We start from the raw sequence: 20,127 nt of genomic DNA, 5'->3' as shown, positions 1-20,127 counted from the left end.
TTTTGATGGCTATGAAAAGCTTTCACGCCACCCCCGATACGGTTCGTTGAAATAAAATTCGCGACCTACTCAAGGACCACACCATGATCGAAGTGCATCACCTCAACGAGTCGCGCTCGCGCCGCATTACCTGGCTGCTGGAAGAACTCGGTCTGGAATACAAGATCGTCAAATACCAGCGCGATCCGAAAACCCGTTTGGCGCCGCCGGCGCTTTTGAAGATCCATCCGCTGGGCAAGGCGCCGGTGATCCGTGATGGCGACGAGGTGATTTTCGAGTCCGGCGCCATCGTGGAGTATCTGATCCGCCGCTACGGCAACGGTCGCCTGGCGCCGACGCCGGATACGTCCGACTACAACCGTTACATCGAGTTTCTGCATTACGCCGAAGGTTCGGCCATGCTGCCGCTGCTGCTGAAGTTCTATACCAGCTGTCTCGGCGAGGTGGCCGCGCCGCTGTGGCCGCGCATCGACGGCGAAATGCAGAATCATCTGGGCTTTCTCAACGACCAGCTCGCCTCGCGCGATTTCTTCGTGGGCAACGAACTGACCGGCGCGGACATCCAGCTGATCTTCGTCACGCAGTTCGCCGAACGGTTGGCCGGCGAGAAGGCGTTTCTGCACCTGACTGCTTTCAACCGGCGCATGGCGGCCCGGCCCGCCTATCGACGTGCGATGGAGAAGGGCGGCGAATAATCGCCGGCATCGAAGGCGAAGGCTTGTTCCAGGGATTCGCGGTTTCCCGGCCCTGTGTCTTGCTAAGGTAGCGACCTGATCAGCCACGTTTGAACCTCCACGATCAGGAGCCTGCCTATGCCGACCGCATCTGATCCGCTGCCCGCCGCTCCCGCGCATTCGCGCGCGATAGCCATTATCACCAGCGCCACGGTGCTGGCCCTGCTGTATCTGGGCAGGGAAGTGCTGGTGCCGATCACGCTGGCGCTGATTCTGAGTCTGCTGATCGCGCCACCGGTACATTGGCTGCGCAAGATCGGCCTTGGCCATGCGCTTTCCGTGCTGATCGCCGTGCTGGTGCTGGTGATGTTTCTGGCGGGGCTCGCCACCATCATCGGCTCACAGGTTGCGCATATGGCCAGCAGCCTGCCGCAGTACGAGCAAACGGTGCACACCAAGATCCAGGCGCTGAGCAAACTCACGGCGGGCCGCCTCGAAGCCGTGCAGGACGAGATCGGTCGGGTGGCAAGCCAGTTCGGCGATCACACGAGCGAACAGCCCGAACAAGTGGCCGATGCACAGCAGAGCCTGAAGGCATCGACCAGCATCGTGCCGGTGGAAATCCGCACCCCGCCGCCCAGTCCGATGGGCGTGGTCACGCGCATTTTTTCGTCGATCTGGCCGCCGCTGCAGACAGCCGGCATCGTGCTGGTCGTACTGATTTTCGTGCTGCTGGAACACGAGTCCTTGCGTGACCGTTTCATCCGACTGGCGGGCGGCGCCGATTTGCGCACGACCACGGAAGCCATCAACGACGCCGGCGAGCGGCTTTCGCGCTTTTTCGTCTCGCAGTTCGCGGTGAACTTCGGCGTGGGTCTGGTGATTTGGCTGGGGTTGGTCATCATCGGCGTGCCCAATGCACCGCTGTGGGCCACCCTCACGGCCATCCTGCGTTTCGTGCCGTATGTCGGCGTGTGGCTGGCGGCGATTCTTGCCACCTTGCTGGCGGCGGCGGTCGATCCGGGCTGGTCGCTGATGCTGATGACGATCGGCCTTTATATGGTGGTCGAAACGGTTGTCGGGCAATTGGTCGAGCCGCAGCTGTACGGTCATACCACCGGGCTGTCACCGCTGGCGGTGGTGGTCGCCGCGATTTTCTGGAGCTGGCTGTGGGGGCCCGTCGGACTGATCATGTCGACGCCGCTGACGCTGTGTCTGGTCGTGGCAGGCCGCCATGTCAAAGCGCTGAATTTGCTGGATATCCTGCTCGGCGATCTGCCGGCGCTCACCATGCCGCAGCGCTTTTATCAGCGTGCGATTTCGGGCGACTCCGACGAGATCATCGCCAGCGCGCGCATCTTTCTAAAGCGCAAATCCTTCGCCGCCTACTGCGACGCCGTATTGCTGCCGGCGCTGCAGCTCACCCGCATCGATTTGATGAACGGGCTGATCGATCCGGGCCAGCAGGTGGTGGTCCGCAGCGCGATCGTGCGAGTCATCGAATCGCTCGGCAGTCAGGGGCGCAAGCATTCCCGCTGGCGTCGCTCGGCGTCGGTGCTCGAAGGCTCCAGCATCGGTCAGGTGCTGCGTCAGCGGCGCGAAAGCGTGAGCGGGCGCTGGCAGGGGCCGCTGGTTGTGGCGCCACGCTCGGTGGTGCTGTGCACGGGCCTGGGCACGATCGGCGACGATCTGGCCACCGAAATTCTCGCGCGCATCCTGCGCGATCTGAATATCGACGCGCGCCATCTGTCGATCCAGGATATCGAAACGCTGGAAGCCGATCCGCCGCCGGAAGTGACGCGCGACGGCGTCTCGATGGTCTACATCGTCAGCGCGTCGCCGACCAAGGAACGAGAGGGCAGTGCCGTGGTGGCCAGTGAAATGCGCCGCCGGTTTCCCGACGCCTGCATTCTCGCCGTATTTCTTCCCGCGCTGCTGACCCTGCCGGAAAATACACCGCCCGATCCCGGCGTCAACCAAGTAGTCACCTCACTGGAAGAAGCCGCGCAGCAGGCCATCGCCCGCTTTCCGCGTGACGGTCAAAACGTCAAACCTTAGTTTTACGTTGGCAAGGGCGAGGGATTTAGCCAACGCGCCCTTTGCCCCACGCCTCAACGTCAAAGTTCGCCCGCCGCATCGGTAAGCACCATTTCCAGCGCCAGCGCGGCTTGCGATACCGACGGCTGTCGATCGATGACGTAATCGAGAGAACCCAGTTCCGGCAGACCGAGATCGAGACGCACCAGACCGTCGGGAATCACATAGCCGGCAAACGCACTGATGCCCAGCCCAGCCATGACCGCGGCCTGGATCACCATGATGTTGCTGCTGACGATGGCCAGCCGGTACGGACGGCCGGCGGCTTTCAACGCCTCGAACATCCGTCGACGTGTGACGCTCGGCTCGGGATGTACCGCCAACGGCAGCACGGATTCGCCATGGGTCAACGGCGACGTAGGGCTACCGCACCAGTGCAGCGGTTCCGTGCGCACGATCGTACCGCGCCGGCTGCCGCTGAGCCGTTTGGCAAACACCAGATCGTATCGACCTTCGTCCAGTTCGCGAAAAAGATCGCCGCTGAGGCCGGTGCCGATCACCAGTTCGACCTCCGGATTGCGCTGCGCGAAGCTGGCCAGCGCGGTGGTCAGCCGCGTGGAGGCAAAGTCCTCCGGCAGGCCGACGCGCACGGTGCCATTCAACGGCGGCCCGCACAGGCTCGCCATCGCCTCGTCCATCAAGGCCAGAATTTTTTCGGCGTAGCGTTGCAGCGTTTCGCCGTGCGGCGACAGCCTGACATTGCGCGTGTCCCGTTCGAACAGCGGCTGGCCCACCACATCCTCGAGCCGGCGAATGTGCTGGCTGACGGTGGACTGCGACAAGCTCACGTGGTCGGCGGCCGCGGTGAAGCTACCGGTCTGTGCGACAACGACAAAGGTGCGCAGAAGATCGGAGGGCAGCGGGCGCATCGGATATCCCTCTAAATGGCGTCTGATAACTTCATAAATCGGCAGCGCCGAAGGGATTACGATCGATTTGCCTGATGAACAAGCACGGCCGGCAGTCTAAACGATAGCTTTCCCCCATCCCCAAGGACACGACGATGAAAATCAACACCAGCAAGAGCCTTTTTCTAGCCACGGCGCTGGCGCTGGCCCTGGGCACGTTATCCAGCACGGCCATGGCGGCAACCCCGGTGCACAACATCGTTCTCGTGCACGGCGCATGGGTCAACGGCAGCGGCTGGAAACCCGTGTACGACATTCTGGTCAAGGATGGCTACCACGTCTCCGTGGCCGAGCATCCGCTGACCTCGTTCGAGGACGATGTCACCGCGGTGAAGCGCACTGTCGATAGGCAGGATGGCCCGACCATTCTCGTCGGCCACAGCTACGGCGGCGCCATCATCACCGACGTAGGCAATGATCCCAAGGTGGTCGGGCTTGTCTATATCGCGGCGCATGCGCTCGATCAGGGCGAGACCGAAGTCTCCAACGGCAAGCTTTATCCGAACGCCACCAGCAAGACCAACGACGTCAAGAAGACCGCCGATGGTTTTCTGTATCTGGACCCGGCGCACTACCCAGCTGATTTCGCCGCCGATCTGCCGCTGAAGCAGGCGCAGTTCGAAGCGAACGCGCAGGAGCTCACCGCCGCATCGGTATTCACCGTGCCCGCCGGTCAACCGGCCTGGAAGACCAAGCCGAGCTGGTACGCCGTGGCCACAGCCGACCGCATCATCAATCCCGATCTCGAGCGGATGTACGCCAAGCGCGCCCACAGTCACACGATAGAAGTGAAGGGCGCCAGTCACTCGGTTTACGAATCGCACCCGAAAGAAGTGGCCGCTTTGATCGAGCAGGCAGCGACTCATGCCGCACCATAGATAGATGACCAGCCATCTTTTCTAAAGCGGATAGACTGTCGTACGGCGGCAAGGGCAGCGCCCTTCGAACCTGCCGCGGTGCATGTGTATCGCAAGGTGGCAGGCAGAAACGTTGGCCCGGCGCCGCTATGTTGCCAGCGTCGGGCCTATGCGGGTCAAGGCGGCAAACCAATCATCGGCGCCGGAAGCCGGCACGCGCCGCGCTGGTGTCGCAGGCCGTCGTACCGATGGCGGGGAAGGGCTCCGACGTAAGCTATGTACAGCCAAAGCAATCGCAACGAATGCTAAATACCCGATCGCCGGGTCGGTCATACCCTGTCAACGTCGCGAGCGACACCGTCGTTAATTTGTCAGCGTAAACGCCATTCGCGTCGGGCCGGTTCCGTCGTATACGGCGGTATATGCAACATTTTAAATTTCGCGAGCCATCGATATGAAACGAAAACTCATGACGTTCGTCGCCCAGCTGGCCAGCGCAACGGGTTTGCTGGTTCCGATCATGGCCAGTGCACAGATCGTGGTCGTACCGCCGCCCGTGTATCACTACGAAAGGCTTCCGCCTCCGCGCAGGGGAATGGTGTGGCATTCGGGCTATTGGCGCTGGGCGCATGGCGCTTACGTATGGACACCGGGTGTATGGGCGCCTGTCGTGGTTGAACCAGCCCCCTATCGGGTCGTCGTTGTCCCTCCGCCTCCGCCGCCTGCACCGCCGCCGCCGCGGGTGGAGCGTCTATCGGCAGACGCGCTTTTTCCCTTCGACAAGGGCAGCGTCAACGACATTCGGCCGCAAGGCCTTGCCGATATCGCGCAGATCGCGGCGCGCCTGCGGGCCAATCCGTTTGGGCACGTCGAAGTGCGCGGATATACCGATCGGCTCGGTACCGACGCTTATAACTTAGACCTGTCACAACGGCGCGCCGAGGCAGTAAAAGCGGAACTGATCGCCCAAGGACTACCGGCAGAAAAGATCCACGCCGAAGGGCTCGGCAGCCAGGACCCGATCGTTCAGTGCTCGAACGGGAGCCGCAATACGCTGATCCAGTGCTTGCAACCGAATCGACGCGTCGAAATTGTCACCTATGTGAGCGATCAGCCGCGGTGGTAGCGCATACGGCGCTCCCCGGGTTTGGCGCAGCGCCCTGATCCGAAGGTTCAATCCATGGCGTGAAGCGATGGGACGTAAAGAAGCGTCCTGTCGAAGAACCAATCGGGCGCTTCCAGCCCGAATCGGGAGTCCATGTGCGTGACGAAAAGTGGCGGGCGCGCCGCCCTGGCGCGAGCCGATTCGCTATCCGGTTGACCGCGAACTGAGCGAGCGCCAACCGCTGGCGATGGGAATAGCATGAGGAACGAACGGAAGAAGCCGATGGGTGCGGCCCGGCAACAACGACCTGCAAGCGGGAGCGAGCAATATGTTGCGCCATCGTTTAGAAACGCAGAACCTGCGCTTGCCAGCTGACGCCACGCCGAAAGTCAGCTAGTTCCCCACCGATGATTCGCCATGGCGTAGCGCGTGGCCCCAAAATCCGTTGCCCATTCCTGAGACTGCTGATATACGGTGGATTACGAAAGGAGGGGTCATGGAATCCATTGCACGATTGGCTCATGCCGGCACCCTTTTGATCGTCAATGCCATGCTTGCAGCCTTTTCGTCCGCGTTTTTCTTTTCTCTGTACTTTACCTATCCGAGAGTCAAAAAACTCTTGTCAGTGCGCCTGTGGGGATTCAGCTACGCTGCGTTTGCGGTCGGTTTCGGTATCTTGATTCTCCCTGCGTTCCATGTTTCTTTTCCGACTCTCGGGATCGTCGGCAATTTGTCGATCGATACTGGCGTAGCCATCGGCTTGGTGGCCGTTGTTACCTATTTGAATCTGGGCAAGCGCTACTTGTGGGTTTTGTTCCCTGCACTGGTCTTGGCTGCGATAGAAACGGGGATTGTGCTGCGCGAGGGCGAAAATTTCCGGTGGATGGTCATCATCGGAGGCGTGTTGACCGGGATGGTTACGGTCGTCACCGGTATCGCGTTTTGGCGTTGCACCGACGAAGCCAAACGTTCCGTGGCGCGGTTGATCGCTGCCTTCCATTTTCTTTGGGCACTGATGTTGCTGGTCCGCGCGACCTGGTGGGCCTTCCATCCACTGGCAAGCCCGAATCAGGATCCGACATCGACGTTCGGGTTGTTGTCGCGCATGCTTTTGACCTGGGTGATCGCCCCCGGCGTTCTCTGGATACTGACGCGACGACTCGATGCGGAGATGATTCGCTATGCCAGCCATGATCCCTTGACTGGGGTTTTCAACCGACGAGTGATATGGGAGCAGGGCGAGCGACGCGTCGCGCAGTTGGGCGAGGGCGAAGGCGATCTGGCCGTGATCATGATCGACGTGGACAACTTCAAGTCGATCAATGACCGATGGGGACACGATGGTGGCGATCATGTCTTGGTCGCCATCGCGGATACGCTCAGGAAACATGTTCGCCACAATGACATCCTCGCGCGCGTCGGTGGCGAAGAATTCATGGTGCTCATTCATCACGCGGCAGCTGTGCAAGATATCGCCGAACGGATGAGGCGCGCCGTGGAACAAGAATCGATCGTTATGCCATCAGGCGATAGATCATCCTGCACAGTGAGCATTGGTATTTTCGTGGCATCCACATCCAGCGCGAACAAGAGCTGGAAAGGCATCGTGGTCGCCGCGGACGAGGCCCTTTATGCGGCAAAACGAGGTGGGCGCAATCGTGTCGTGCTCAGTTCCAACACCACGTCGTTTATGTCCGTAACGGTAAATGACTGACGACAGTAGCTCTCACGGCTATATTCTGGGAAGGTCAGCTTCTGGCCCGAAGCAGATATATTCAGGGCATCGTTCGGGCCGTATTGAAGAACACCATTCGTGAGTCGATCCAGATGTAGGCAAGGGAAATCATGCGCAGTGTTGCCTTGGGCGTGGCCATACTTTGGGTCGTAGTCGCGTTAGCGGTGATGGCACGCGTTTCGTTCGTGTCGGCCGCGGCCAACGTGCTGATCGTCTTCATTGCCCTCAGTGGCGCGGCTTTCCTGGCGCTCGCGCGGGTTCGACAGACTCGTTATCGGATATTCACTGTACTGGCGACGATTGCCATATCGGCAGCGTATCTGGGGACATTGTTGGTACTCTCCTGGGGTCTAGCGCTCGATCCATGGATCAAGGCGGACCTGGAGCTGCGACAGGGGGCTTTAACATGTCGTGCGGTTTATTTCGGAGAGCGGACCGAGCTCAAGGTTTTCGAGACGTTTCCTTTGGGCATCGAGCAGCGGCTATCCGACGACCTATTGGATGATTCGTCAGAACCAATCACCTGCATGCGCGCACACGTGTGATGCAACCAAGGTCCGCAGACGAACACCGCCAGGGCAATCCCAGGCAGCAGTTGGGTCGAAATAGCTCGCTAAGCATAAAAATGTGATTTGACATAATATACATTATGCGAAATTAAGTCGGCAGCGAAACTGTCTGCGTCACGTCGACCTCGCAGGCTGGCTTCGACCGCTGTTCTGCGCACATCGAGTTCTACTCCCACGGCAGAAACCATAAGCAAATGGCCCAGACAAAGTTCTACAGCGCGGAATGTCTGCAGAGAGACTCCCTCACCTGAGAATGTGCCGCAGTAAAACTTAGGCAGCGGATAACGAACTGGAGTGCCAGACTGCTCGAGTTGTTCGCGCCATACAATGATTTAATTCAGAAATCAGCGCGCCCGCTTCCGGTCTTGCAGGAAATCGTGATAAGGAAACATTGTGCGGCTCTGCGGGTTATAGCGGCCATCCTTCTATGATGACTTGATTCAAGCAGAGTAGGATCACCATACCGCCTGTTCCCAGTTGACGGAGTCCTGACATGCGTGAGTTCCTACTAGGCATGCGCGATGGCTTTCGCAAAGGCAAGGCGTCGCCGTGGAGTGTAATCGTTGCCGGCTATTTCGCGCCGTTTACGGGTCTGGCGCGCACGATTCATTTCTGGATTGAACAGGCCACGGATGAGGCACAACGCAAGCATGATCAAAAGATCACCGATCAGTACAGGGACTCTTGAATGGGCTCAACTAAGGCCCTTTTAGCCCGTTTTCGGCAACAACACGGCGGTCGGTCGTCGATCCCACCAAAGCGCATCCCCCACGTCCCACTTCTGCAAAGCGGTGTGCACAGAATCTTCGTGCCGGTGGGAATCGGCACTCTTCATTGCGCAACAGCGGTAGAAACGGTGTGTAACTGAGGCGCTTAGCACTATGCAACTTCCTAGGAAGGCAGTTAAAGCTGGAACTATCTTCGGAAATGCGCTGAACATTGTGCAAAAGTCTCCGGCGAACTGCAGGCTCCTTCGACGCTCAAAGGTCTTCGTGGTCGGCAAAACGGTGCGGCTGATGAAACCTAGCTCGCTGCTGAGGCAACTCGCGCTTTTCGTTTTCCGGTTGTTGGCTTTTTAGCTGCCAAGGTTAGATCATCCAATTTGCCTCGTAGCGCAGTTTCCCGCTGAGTAGCGGCGTGTAAAGACTTTTGAGCGGCAAGCAAAGCGGCGGAAAGGCCATCCATTCGTCCTAATTGCTGCTCCAACGCTTTTGCGCGAGCTCCATACTCGGAGGCCAGATTCTCTGCAGCACGAGTCGAAACTACCACCGATTCTAGCCGTGCGGCTAAAGTCAATGCGTCCCGTTCCTTCTGGCGTAATGCTGCCTGCAGGGACTTCGTTTCTTCGCGGGCGCGATCAATTTCAGCATGGGCACGATCCTCGATGGCGCGAATGTGCGCCACCTGGGCCTCGCGTTCGGTCGCTGCGACGCTTTTGTGTTTTTCTAACGAATCGGCAAGCTGATCCGCCCGTTGTTGCAAACCATCGCGTTGCTGCAGGAGTTCAGTCAGTTGGCCCGCTTGTTGCTCCACGAGACGTTGGACGTCGACCAGCCGCGTTTCGGCGATCTCGCGGGCCTGGTCCGCGCCCTGGGCCAATTCCTGGGCGGCGGCAACCGCGTTCTCATAGACCTTTCGTTCTTGCATCAGTGAGGTCTGGGTCGCGAGAAGGGCGTTTCGCTCTTGTGCCAGGGAGGCTTGCGCCGCGGAATTGGCATGAGCTATGGCCAAGCGCCAACACTCCGTAAACGCCTGCCCTACTTCCGCCGGCACATCCGGTAACGAGAGTACCTGATGGAGGCGTTCGGCCAGCGCGCCGCGCCACGTTTCCAGCATCCGGAGCACCGTGTTGGGCGAGCCGGTGCCCAGCTGCGCTCGAATTTTCTCGACCGTCGGCCGCTCGCCGGCGGTGACCAGCGCATCCGCAGCAGCGTTTACCTGTTCTTGGGTGATGCCTTTGCCCATACCGCATGTCTCCCTTATCGGCGCCCTGCCCTGATCTTGACGTACTGGTGATAAGTGATGATTATCGTGGCTAGGCGGTCTAAGTCGTAGTATACATTACATAATATGAAAGATAATTGCACCATTCCGGCCCTGGCCCAACCGGCCTCCAGTCTGCTGCTGCCGATCCATCTGGCGCAGCAGGCCGCCGACGCCGTGCGCGAACTGCTCGCCGAGGCGGCCGCGGCGAACACCACTCGCAGCTACGCCAGCGCCCTGCGTTACTGGGCCGGCTGGCACGCGGCGCGCACTGGCGTCGAGCTCACGTTGCCGGTGCCCGAAGCCACCGTGCTGCAGTTTGTGGTCGACCATGTGGTGCGCCGCTCGTCCGAGGGCGAACTGGCCTGGGAACTGCCACCAGTTGTGGATCAAGCGCTCGTGGCCGCCGGCCTCAAGGCCAAGCCCGGCCCGTGGACGCTGGCCACCGTCCGCCATCGGGTCGCCGTGCTATCAACCGCACATCGGCTTAAACAGGTGCCGAACCCGTGCGAGCAACCGGCGATCCGCACCGTGCTCAGCCGCGCCGCCCGGGCGGCCGTGAAGCGCGGCGTGCGGCCGCGCAAGAAGACCGCGATCACCCTGGCGGAACTCGAGGCGATGCTGGCCACCTGTGATGCCAGCCTGGATGGCCTACGCGATCGCGCCCTGCTCTGCTTCGGCTTCGCCAGCGGTGGGCGCCGCCGCAGCGAGATCGCCTCGGCGGATCTGCGCGATCTGCGTCGGATCGGCCCGCAGGGCTTCATCTACCGGCTGGAGCACAGCAAGACGCAACAGGCCGGTGTCACCACATCATCTACCCCGGACAAGCCGATTCTGGATCGGGCGGCCCAGGCGCTGGCGGCCTGGCTGTCGGCCTCCGGGATCACCGAGGGAGCAATTTTTCGACGGCTGTGGAAGCACCGCATTGGTGCCGCCCTCTCCCCGGCGGCGGTGGGCGAGATCGTGCAGCGGCGCGCTAGGTTAGCCGGGCTGGAGGGGGACTTTGGTGGGCACAGCCTGCGTTCGGGTTTCGTCACCGAAGCGAGCCGCCAGGGCGTCGCGCTGCCGGCGATCATGGCGATGACCGAGCACCGGGCGGTGTCCAGCGTGGTGGGGTATTTCCAGACAGGAAGTGTCGCGACCAATCCGGCGGCGCGCCTGCTAGAGGATGGGTATAAATCAGGTTGAGAAAGTGACTTTGCGAAGTTGCTCTCTCCGTCATTCCACCGAAGTTACCAACTGACTTCACGACGTGCGATTCGTCCCACTTGCAAGGAGCTATCTTGCAAACCATGAAGATAGAAAATCTATCCAAGAAGGCTCGGAGAGCCGATGACTAACGAAGATCTTGCAAACGCTGCCAGCCCGGAACTCACGGGTGGCACCGGATTCACGTTTGAAGATGGCGTGGCAGCCGTGTATGCCGTGGCACTTCTTTCCGAGACAACCGCACCAGGTCTCCCCAACCGGATAGTCAAGCACTTTTCTGTACAGCAGGGCGCGCTGGGGCAACCTCTGGACGACGTGATCGTCGTTGGGCAGGGTCCTGATGAGGTTCGAATGCGTCTCAGCCTCCAGGTAAAGCGAAAACTTGTCATCAGCAACGCGACGACTAACTCCGATTTTAGGGAAACAGTCTTGCGCGCTCACGCGACAGTAAAGGCAGAGGGTTTCAAGCTTGAACTGGACAGGGTCGGCGCCGTAGTAGGCGAGATCGCTGACAGCAGCAAACGTACATTCGAAACACTGTGTGAGTGGGCACGAGCTGATAGTGACGTCATTAGCTTTGTCGCCAAGCTGCATACTGACGGCGTCGCCGGTGAAAAGCGGCACTATTTTCAAGACGTCAGAGGCATTCTCGCCGACATCGTTCCTGAGCAAGAACTGGATGCTGCTACTCATCGCCTGCTTGCACATTTTGTGCTGATGCGCTTTGAGATGTTGCATGAGGGCTCTACGACAGAGGCCCAAGCCGTTGCAAGTCTTTCGAACTGTCTTAGTCCGTCAGACCATCCCCGCGCGGATGACCTGTGGCGACGAATTCTGGCTTTGGTACGCGTCGCTGAGGGACACGCGGCTTCATTTGACAGACGAACGCTCGTCGCGAGACTAAATGGCGCATTCAAACTTAGTGGAGCGCCGTCGCTTCAGGGCGCGCTTGCTCGGGTGACGGCCGAGTCGCAGTTTGCCGTTACGGAAATCGTCAACACCATAGCCGGCGTAAGCATTCCGCGAGGGCGGTTCGTCCAAGCTTCCCGCGCTGCGCTGGCTCGCGGATCATTTGTCCAAATTGGCGGCCTGCCGGGAACAGGCAAGTCTGTCGTTCTCAGGTCACTCGTTGAGGAGGCGCTTGCGAGCGGACCGACACTGTTTCTCAAGGCCGACCGGTTGAGCGGCGTATCGTGGGCAAGTTACGCCACCAGCAATGGCATCGGAAGTTGTCCCCTTGAGGATCTTCTTGTCGAATTGGCTGCTGCTGGCTCATCCATTCTTTTCATCGATGGCATCGACAGGGTTGAAGTACGCAACCGAGGCGTTCTGTTGGACGTCTTCAACACAATCCTTAACTCGTCCCTACTCGAGCACTGGCGGATCATTGTTACCGTCAGAGATACAGGCATCGAACCCGTACGGACATGGTTGCCTGCCAGACTGTTCGACCGAGGTGCCGAAGTAATCGACGTTGATAGGTTTGACGATGGGGAGGCCAAGGCGCTCGCCAAGGAGAAGCCAGCGCTGCAGCCTCTACTGTTTGGCTCAGAGCAGGTTCGGGCAATCGTGCGGCGCCCGTTCTTTGCAGGCGTCCTCATCCGGTGTTATGCCACCGATGCCAACGTTCCAAGTTCAGAGGTAGAGCTCGCCACCGCATGGTGGGCTGGAGGTGGATATGGCGCGGAGGGGGCTCATGCCGGATATCGCCGTAATGCGCTTCTACAGCTTGCACAAGCGGGCGCCACACAGCTTGGGCGGCGGATCCCTGTGTTTGGTATAGATCCACAAGCGTTGGCCGAACTTGAAGCTGATGGGATCGTCCGTTCGGTTCGAACTGGCCAGACGGTTTGCTTTGTACACGATATCTATTTCGAGTGGGCCTTCCTTCAATTACTCGTATCTAAGAACGAACAGTGGATCGACGTTATCCGTGAAGTGGGTGAACCGCCAGTTCTTGGTCGCGTCGTTGAGCTGCTTTCTCAAGCAGAGCTCAACGATGGCGAGGATTGGCTAAAGCGCCTCGATCAGCTCGAAGCCACGTCCGACATACGTTCGCAGTGGTTGCGTGCGTGGATATTGGGGCCGTTCGGCCTGCCCGCATTTGGTGCGCGTGAGTCGACTTACAATTTGGCTATGCTCGCAGATGACGCCAAACGCGTTGCCAAGCTCGCCGTATGGTTCCAAGCGGAGAAGACAAAAGCCAACCCGGCTGCGTTGGACAATGCACTCTTCCCGAATCTCAGCCTGTCTCAGCGTCTCATCTATGCCGACGTCCTCGCATTTCCGTCTGATTTCGACGCGTGGCGTCGCTTTTGCGATTGGCTAGTTCAACACATTGAAAACATACCCGTGTCCACCCGACCTGAGGTGGTGGCTGTCTTTGAAGTGTGGCAAAACGCGGTTGCAGATATTCCCAACCGGGTATCTGCCGTGATCATTGATCTTGTAAAGGCGTGGCTTGTAGATATCAATGCACGGGTGCATGCAGCTGACTTCCCATACGATTACGGTATATGGGAGAAGCTGAAGCGAGGGCAAGTTGAGGAGCTTGAGTCGCGGTTGAGAGCGGTACTTTTCCGAGCAGGCCGAGCCTATCCGGCGCAAGTGTGCGAGTACCTTTCCACCTTACAAGCGATGAAGCGTGTTCCTCGATCGGCGATGGAGCAGGTCTTACTCTATTCGCCAATACTCAGCGAGGTTTGCCCGGCTCAGCTTGTTGACTTGGCTTTGCATGTCATGCTCCGTCCGTTGCCTGAGGAAGTCGCCCGCAGGGCAACTGGGTCAATGTTTGGAAACGGCATTGGCAGCCATGATTGGCAGTCCCTTTCGATCGATGATCAGCACTCGTTCTTCCCGAGCGCTCCCACCCGCGAGCCTTTCCAATCCCTGTTCTCCAATTCCCCTGATGAAGCTCGCCGTCTCGTCCGCTTGTTAGCCAACCACGCGATTGAGGCATGGCGGCAGCTACACCGTTTCGACTACGAACGCCTTGGCACACCGATCTCCATGGCACTCAACTTTCCTTGGGGTTCACAAACGTTCTGGGGTGCTGCACAGCAGTACGTCTGGTCGCGAGGTACGTGGGGCTCTCACGCCGTAGGATCGGCCTTGATGGCTCTTGAAACTTGGGCATTCAATGAAGTGGAGAAAGGTCGCGCGGTGGATGATGTTTTGCACGACGTGCTTGATGGACATCAGGGAGTTGGCGCGCTTGGGGTCGCCGTCGCCGTGGTGATCGAGACACAACACTTCTCTGAAACTACGCTTCCCATGCTAACGAATCAGCGCTTGTGGGCATGGGACATCCAGCGCAAGGTGTCTGATCTTGGCGGAGCGAGCAACCTCATCGGTTTTCTGACGCCAGATGCGCATCATGCCGCCGTGGTTGCGGCCAACAGTCGTCGGTCGCGTCAGGACGAATTGCGCTGGCTGGCCTCGATATGCATTCTTCAAGAGGGAAATCTGAGCACGCTCGCATCTGAGGCAATTGCAAGTTTTCCTGATGATCTTCCATTCGATTACGAGGAAGAGAAGGAAAACGCTAACCGAGTGGCTTATTTGAAACGAAACGCTGGGATCTGGGCGGAGATAGGCAAAAGAGAAAACTATCGAGCAACACCGATCGAAAATGGCTCGAAAGTGCTCATTCAATTGGACAATCCTAAGGCTCAAGGGCCAGACATTGACGCAATCAACCAGCGTCAGAAAGAGATGGAGGAGCACTATGGGTTACTCAACTGGATCTATACGTACTTTGAGAAAAACACGATTGGAGAGCGCCTTACGCTCGATCAGGCGATTGAAGGTGCGCGGCGACTAGATAGCGCATCACTATTCCTAGAGGCTTACCCGCACGTTAGTCCAAGCTTTGAGCGACAAAGCGCTGTAGCCGGCGTGGCTGCTGTGGTGGTGATAAATCACGGCACGGTGTCGAAAGCTGAGTTTGAATGGGCAGCCGAAGTGTGTTTCCGCGCATGGAAGACCATGGAGGTTCCTGACGACCTCTTCTACCGCGGATCTATTTTGCTCCACCACCCCGTGCTCTATGCCACCCGCGGGCTGGGTGCACTACTTCGCCATGAGCCGAAACGACGGAATGCTCAAGAGGCGCTCTTGCAGCTAGCTGGACATCCGTACGACCAGATTGTGATTGAGACGCTGAGCGCGATGTTGCGCGTTTGGGATGAATTGCCGGAAGTTAGTTGGCTTGCACTTGGTCTGACGATTACGCTGACCCTCTTCAATCATCTTCCATACGATGCGACACCCCAGCAGCATGAGGAAGAACGTCGGCATCACGTCGAAGCTGCAATTCAAAGTGCTTTAGCTCGGGCTGGTGCCTCAGAAAAGCCCCCGTCACCGTTACCAGAGCTGCCATCCGCATGGGTTCCTGTTGCCAAAGGGGCGCCGGCGAGAAGGAGTCGGCGTGGCAAGAACGTTTCGGGTGAATGGGAGCACTCGACCATTGACCTTCAAACGGACTTCCTAGCGAAAGTTCTAGCTAGTGTCCCGGTGCATGTCGTGATGGCGGACGCCTCGAGGCGCGAGCCGTTCTTGTCCTGGTGTGACAGCCTCGTCGCCTGGACCATCGAACGCCTTCATCCGGCCTGGTCGCGTAAGCTTGGTGGACAAATCTTCGAGAACGACTCGTCGGAGCTGTTTGAATGGCGACGCTCCCTCTTTCGATTTTTGGCAAACGTGTCATCGCGATTGGAACTGGCAAACGCTCATCGATTCATTGATCCGGCAACCAACTGCGACGATGAGACGTTCGGTTCACTCGCAGAGTCATTCGTCTCGTATCTCACGTGCAACATCATGGACGAGGCAATCTTTCCCGTCGTGTCGCTGACCCTGTTGGAGCGAATTGTTCCCCGAATGGTATCGTTCGAGAGCTGGAAACAGGCTACGTGGAATGATGGCTCGCTTCACGACGCGGAACTGTCTCACATGATCAGGTCGGTGTTTTTCGTGGACGTTGAGACGGCGATGGGGGCTGCACGGTATGCAAACGGTGACTGGAATGATGTTTCGGTTGTCCTTCCGCTCACCGAACCCATCTTGGAAGAGCACGGCGAAAGCCCGACAGTAGTTTCGGCGTTTCTGACGCGCTGCGAACGCGCATTCGAGGCTTATCCGGTCGATCAATTTGTTAGGCAACTTCCTTTGGTGCTTGAACGCAGCGAAGGTATGCCGCTTGGATGGCATCGGTCATTGTTGCCCGCGCGACTCGCGGGTTTAATTCAACGTTTTTCAGAAAAGACGCGGCCTTTACCGATAGCAATGGCTCGTGCTTTGTTGAGCGCACTAGACGCGCTCGTTGACATGGGTGACCGGCGTGCTGCGGCCGTGCAGACTAGCGAGGTTTTCAAGGATGTTCGGACTGTATAGCATCTTCGCTTAGACCTGACCCTTTGCTGGCGGATCAATGTGTAACTCGATCTGAGTCGGATGGCTCCGATCAACCAACAGAACGATGATCTAAGAGCCTTCGATTCAAGTAGGAAGATAAGACTTTCCTACGCTCCGATGCTTTCTCACCGTTGCCATATTGCCTATCGCCGTCTATTCATTGCGCTCATCGATACGGCGTTACGTTGACAAAATTTGCTATGAGCGTTATGGCAAATCCTTGCCTCGCGCGCCTTTCGCGTCGACCATATAGGCATGAGCTTCTACTACCGTTTTCGCCCCATTGGCCGACTTCTCGGGGATTCCCGAGAACTCGAAACTCAAACCATCTTCTTCGCTTCCCCAGAGAGTCTCAATGACCCGATGGAAGGGCTGACCGAAGTGGTCTTCCAGGGTGATGTTATCGTCTGGGAGAATCTTTTTCGCCACTTCATTGGCTGTCTCGCATGGGCAGTCTGCGACCATTTGGTCCGCCGGGAGGAAACGGAGATGAAGGTCTCCGACCTTCTTGTGGTGGACCCATGGCATACACCTGCAATGCCCTTCGTCCAGATCATCAAGAGGCTTGCCGACGAACTCGTCGGCGCAGAGGATGTGCAGGCACTTGTTTCCCACTTCGCGTCGCGGAAAGACGCGGTCAGTGAGTACGAGCTACGCGCCTATCTTTCCCGTCTTCATAGTCCGTGGGCTGTGTCGATCCTACACACACTGCCCGAAGATGCGTTCAACGGCCAGTTGCCCGATGTTGCCGCCCCCGAACTTATAACCATGCTTAGGTCGGTAGAGGCAACGCTCGCGGAACTTAGTGACGACGATATCGCATCCGTGGAGAGGCTCCACGTTACCTTTCAGGTTGCCAACTCCACGTCCGATCAGATTGCCTTGGATACATGGATCAACGGGAATGGGCCGGACCTGCCCAATCATCGTTTTATCTACGTCAACTTCGTTGACCACTATCTCAAGAGCTTGCGTACGCTTCTCTACCCCGACTGGTACACGGCTTGCTTTATGGACGACATCAGCAATGCCTCGGTATGGGGGCATTACGCCAATGGACACCAGGATGTCTGCTTGAAATTCCGTGCGCGGCCATTGAACGGGCATGATTGCTTACCGCTGCGTATTCCCAGCGCAGCAAATAGTGAGGGGGTGATCTGGAATATCGCACCCCTCCCCTTCAAGCCAGTGTCGTATTCTCCAACGCTGGTACGTCTGAATTTCTTCACGGCCATGGGCAACCTGCCGGTGCCGCTCCTTAACAAAGTTTGGCGGAGCAGTTGCGTGGGCGCGCTCAGCCCGATCGAGCGAGAGGTCCATGGCGACGAGGGCAAGTGGAGAGCTGGGTACTGGCAGGACTTCGAAGGCAGCATCACAACTAAGCTCAAGGACTGGGAATATGAGAGGGAGTACCGCTTGACGTTCTGGAGCGGCATCAACGACATCACCGAGCCATCGATGCGCTGCATGAAGTACGACTTCAACGATCTCGAGGGTATCGTATTCGGCATCAGGACGTCGGAGGCGGATAAGCGCCGTATAGTTCACCTCGTGCGCTCCAAGTGCAGGGAAGCTGGTCGCAAGGATTTCGAATTTCTCCAGGCCTACCGCAGTCCGGATGGCCAAGGGATCAGTACGTTTCCGCTTAGTGTGTTATCAAGAATGCCTAGCGATTGACGCAATCGGTGCTCTGGCTTCCAGGTACGACCAAAGCCTGCGGTCAACGTTGCTCAGATCCGCGGATGGCTTCCTGGGTCGGGAGCGATCCTCTACCCTCGATAACAGCGGCGAATTGCCCGCCCATGGACCTATTTCATTCACTTCAGTTAATCATCCACACTACGAGACGTTCTTCAGCTTCGACCTAGCATCGCCCTGTCGCTGCGCGTGCTCTTTACCTTGCTGATGTCCATGCCTGATAGTTTACTGAAACCGCGAAACCACATCTGCGCTGATCGGCAGTCAAGCAAGCATGAGTGAACTTGAACGTACGCCCCTGGCACAACGGCCCTCACGACACGGTGCGCCTTGGGCAATAGACGAGGTCGAGATGCTCGTCGATGAGATCCAGCAAGGCCTAACTCTTTCGGAGCTCGCAGGCCGGCACCAGCGTACGCCTGCAGGTATCACAGGGGCCGTCATGCGCTTGATTCCACCGGCGCTGCGCCCGGACAGTCGCACTCGTTCAGTGGAACTTCTTGCCCAATACCTGCGTGAGCATAACGATGCTTACAAGCAGCAGCTGATCACCGACTTCCGACCAACTCGCTCGCCTCCAACCAGATCGAGACCTTCGGAATTGCCACGGGATTCTGTGATAAGGCCGATATCCGAGCTGACCGTGACGATGTCTACCGAGATCAACCAGACCCATGATGAGAACACACCACTGAGTCCCACTGCGTCGACGAAAGCTGTGGCCAAGCCCACCGAGGAATGCCTCAGCGCTACAGATGTGGGAATGCTCATTACTGTCGCCATCACCTGCTTGCCGAAGAGTCGAGATTGCGAAGTGCTCGAGATGCGCCTGGGCATAGATGGCCAGCCGCTCACGCTAGCCGAGATCGGTAAGAAATATGGCCTATCGAGAGAACGGGTGCGCCAGATCCAAGAGCGGGCGCTAAGAAAACTAGCGCGACATGCTCGCGATGAAGGCACACCTGGCTACATTCTCAAGAATCTGTTGGAACCACTTCGCCATAACGATAAGGCATTGGCGATATGGCTGCTTGAAGCAGCCAGCAGCGGTTTCGAGATTTCGCCGCGAGCCGCCGCGAAGTTTATCCTTCACACCGCTGGCTACACCAAGGCAAAAACGACAGAAGTAGCAGCACTATTGCCCACTGTCGAACGCCCTCAGAAGGCGAGATCGACCAATGAAGCCCAAGCTCGCGTAGCAAGACCCTTTAAGTCCAACGTTAGTAAATGGCTCGAACACTCGGAATGGCCGACTGTGGTTGCGCCACCACCGCCAGCCGCGCAGCTGTCTGCATATCGCGTTGTCAACGAATCCGATATCGCTGGTAATTTTTTTTCGCACAAGCTCGGTCGCACGGTATATTACGAGTCACACCTTGAGCTTGAGGTGTTGACTGCATTGGAGCGTAGCGAGCACATCGCGTACTACCAGGAGCAGCCGGCCCAGATTCCCTATACATTCAATGGGCGGCAGCGCGTATATTTTCCGGATGTATTTGCCGCCACTGCGGATGGGCGAGGCTTGCTCATCGAGATAAAGCCAACGGACAACATGGCATTGACCATTAATCGCATCAAAGCCAAGGCTGGACGAGCCTGGGCCCACGCTCAAGGATGGGGGTGGCTGATAGTGAACAATCGACACACCTTTCGTGAAATTGAGGGACACGTCATCCCTGACGGCAAGCGGGCTTTGCTAGAAAGTGAGCTAAAGATACGCGGCGCTCTTACATGGCGCGACTTGCTACGTCTTCGCAATCAACAGGGGCTCACTAGACTCGACTTCACGGCATACATTGTTCAATCAGGCGCTCATCTCGATCGGACATATCGTGTCACTGCCAGCGACGCATCATCCTTCTAGAGTCGACTAGTAA

Annotated in this window: 13 protein-coding genes; 11 read left to right on the top strand and 2 right to left on the bottom strand. The window is 58.1% G+C overall.

Annotated elements, in window-relative coordinates; all coding sequences use genetic code 11:
- Positions 1-83 precede the first annotated feature (83 nt).
- Positions 84-695: a glutathione S-transferase gene (locus tag HDE78_RS00485; RefSeq protein ID WP_179476569.1), complete on the top strand. Its 612-nt coding sequence runs from the start codon at positions 84-86 to the stop codon at positions 693-695.
- A gap of 117 nt (positions 696-812) precedes the next feature.
- Positions 813-2,732 carry an AI-2E family transporter gene (locus HDE78_RS00480; protein WP_179476568.1) on the top strand — a complete coding sequence of 640 codons (1,920 nt, stop codon included), beginning with the start codon at positions 813-815 and terminating at the stop codon, positions 2,730-2,732.
- 59 nt (positions 2,733-2,791) lie between these two features.
- Here HDE78_RS00480 and HDE78_RS00475 read toward each other — a convergent pair whose 3' ends face one another.
- A complete protein-coding gene (locus tag HDE78_RS00475; RefSeq protein WP_179476567.1) occupies positions 2,792-3,640 on the bottom strand; it encodes a LysR substrate-binding domain-containing protein in 849 nt (282 codons plus the stop codon).
- A gap of 134 nt (positions 3,641-3,774) precedes the next feature.
- Here HDE78_RS00475 and HDE78_RS00470 point away from each other — a divergent pair, with 134 nt between their 5' ends.
- The 5 genes from HDE78_RS00470 (at position 3,775) to HDE78_RS00450 (ending at position 8,633) form a co-directional block, all read left to right on the top strand.
- Positions 3,775-4,557 carry an alpha/beta hydrolase gene (locus HDE78_RS00470; protein WP_179476566.1) on the top strand — a complete coding sequence of 261 codons (783 nt, stop codon included), beginning with the start codon at positions 3,775-3,777 and terminating at the stop codon, positions 4,555-4,557.
- 448 nt (positions 4,558-5,005) lie between these two features.
- A complete protein-coding gene (locus HDE78_RS00465) occupies positions 5,006-5,662 on the top strand; it encodes an OmpA family protein (RefSeq protein ID WP_179476565.1) in 657 nt (218 codons plus the stop codon).
- Positions 5,663-6,137: 475 nt separating this feature from the next.
- Complete coding sequence (locus HDE78_RS00460; protein ID WP_179476564.1) at positions 6,138-7,355, top strand: GGDEF domain-containing protein; 1,218 nt, start codon at positions 6,138-6,140, stop codon at positions 7,353-7,355.
- A gap of 131 nt (positions 7,356-7,486) precedes the next feature.
- On the top strand, positions 7,487-7,921 hold the full coding sequence (locus HDE78_RS00455; protein WP_179476563.1) for a hypothetical protein: 435 nt from the start codon (positions 7,487-7,489) through the stop codon (positions 7,919-7,921).
- 517 nt (positions 7,922-8,438) lie between these two features.
- Positions 8,439-8,633 carry a hypothetical protein gene (locus tag HDE78_RS00450; RefSeq protein WP_179476562.1) on the top strand — a complete coding sequence of 65 codons (195 nt, stop codon included), beginning with the start codon at positions 8,439-8,441 and terminating at the stop codon, positions 8,631-8,633.
- A 335-nt stretch (positions 8,634-8,968) separates the two neighbouring features.
- Here the strand turns inward: HDE78_RS00450 and HDE78_RS00445 are convergent, their stop codons facing one another.
- Positions 8,969-9,910 carry a DNA-binding protein gene (locus HDE78_RS00445; protein WP_179476561.1) on the bottom strand — a complete coding sequence of 314 codons (942 nt, stop codon included), beginning with the start codon at positions 9,908-9,910 and terminating at the stop codon, positions 8,969-8,971.
- A gap of 105 nt (positions 9,911-10,015) precedes the next feature.
- Here HDE78_RS00445 and HDE78_RS00440 point away from each other — a divergent pair, with 105 nt between their 5' ends.
- The 4 genes from HDE78_RS00440 (at position 10,016) to HDE78_RS00425 (ending at position 20,114) form a co-directional block, all read left to right on the top strand.
- A complete protein-coding gene (locus HDE78_RS00440; protein WP_179476560.1) occupies positions 10,016-11,116 on the top strand; it encodes a site-specific integrase in 1,101 nt (366 codons plus the stop codon).
- Positions 11,117-11,260: 144 nt separating this feature from the next.
- Complete coding sequence (locus HDE78_RS00435; RefSeq protein ID WP_179476559.1) at positions 11,261-16,531, top strand: ATP-binding protein; 5,271 nt, start codon at positions 11,261-11,263, stop codon at positions 16,529-16,531.
- Between the two features lie 276 nt (positions 16,532-16,807).
- Entirely contained in the window at positions 16,808-18,229 is a 1,422-nt protein-coding gene (locus HDE78_RS00430; RefSeq protein WP_179476558.1) for a hypothetical protein, read from the top strand.
- A 295-nt stretch (positions 18,230-18,524) separates the two neighbouring features.
- Positions 18,525-20,114 carry a sigma factor-like helix-turn-helix DNA-binding protein gene (locus HDE78_RS00425; protein ID WP_179476557.1) on the top strand — a complete coding sequence of 530 codons (1,590 nt, stop codon included), beginning with the start codon at positions 18,525-18,527 and terminating at the stop codon, positions 20,112-20,114.
- Positions 20,115-20,127: the final 13 nt, after the last annotated feature.

The sequence above is a fragment of the Rhodanobacter sp. K2T2 genome (genome assembly GCF_013408815.1).
In the GTDB taxonomy this organism is placed as follows: domain Bacteria; phylum Pseudomonadota; class Gammaproteobacteria; order Xanthomonadales; family Rhodanobacteraceae; genus Rhodanobacter.
The sequence above is the reverse complement of the archived record's forward strand: the minus strand, read 5'-3'. Positions and strand labels throughout refer to the sequence as shown.

What these genes read in the sequence shown, in the direction of transcription:
- HDE78_RS00485 (WP_179476569.1), top strand. Translation starts at nt 84, where the DNA reads ATGATCGAAGTGCATCACCTCAACGAGTCGCGCTCGCGCCGCATTACC.
- HDE78_RS00480 (WP_179476568.1), top strand. Translation starts at nt 813, where the DNA reads ATGCCGACCGCATCTGATCCGCTGCCCGCCGCTCCCGCGCATTCGCGC.
- HDE78_RS00475 (WP_179476567.1), bottom strand. Translation starts at nt 3,640, where the DNA reads ATGCGCCCGCTGCCCTCCGATCTTCTGCGCACCTTTGTCGTTGTCGCA.
- HDE78_RS00470 (WP_179476566.1), top strand. Translation starts at nt 3,775, where the DNA reads ATGAAAATCAACACCAGCAAGAGCCTTTTTCTAGCCACGGCGCTGGCG.
- HDE78_RS00465 (WP_179476565.1), top strand. Translation starts at nt 5,006, where the DNA reads ATGACGTTCGTCGCCCAGCTGGCCAGCGCAACGGGTTTGCTGGTTCCG.
- HDE78_RS00460 (WP_179476564.1), top strand. Translation starts at nt 6,138, where the DNA reads ATGGAATCCATTGCACGATTGGCTCATGCCGGCACCCTTTTGATCGTC.
- HDE78_RS00455 (WP_179476563.1), top strand. Translation starts at nt 7,487, where the DNA reads ATGCGCAGTGTTGCCTTGGGCGTGGCCATACTTTGGGTCGTAGTCGCG.
- HDE78_RS00450 (WP_179476562.1), top strand. Translation starts at nt 8,439, where the DNA reads ATGCGTGAGTTCCTACTAGGCATGCGCGATGGCTTTCGCAAAGGCAAG.
- HDE78_RS00445 (WP_179476561.1), bottom strand. Translation starts at nt 9,910, where the DNA reads ATGGGCAAAGGCATCACCCAAGAACAGGTAAACGCTGCTGCGGATGCG.
- HDE78_RS00440 (WP_179476560.1), top strand. Translation starts at nt 10,016, where the DNA reads ATGAAAGATAATTGCACCATTCCGGCCCTGGCCCAACCGGCCTCCAGT.
- HDE78_RS00435 (WP_179476559.1), top strand. Translation starts at nt 11,261, where the DNA reads ATGACTAACGAAGATCTTGCAAACGCTGCCAGCCCGGAACTCACGGGT.
- HDE78_RS00430 (WP_179476558.1), top strand. Translation starts at nt 16,808, where the DNA reads ATGAGCTTCTACTACCGTTTTCGCCCCATTGGCCGACTTCTCGGGGAT.
- HDE78_RS00425 (WP_179476557.1), top strand. Translation starts at nt 18,525, where the DNA reads ATGAGTGAACTTGAACGTACGCCCCTGGCACAACGGCCCTCACGACAC.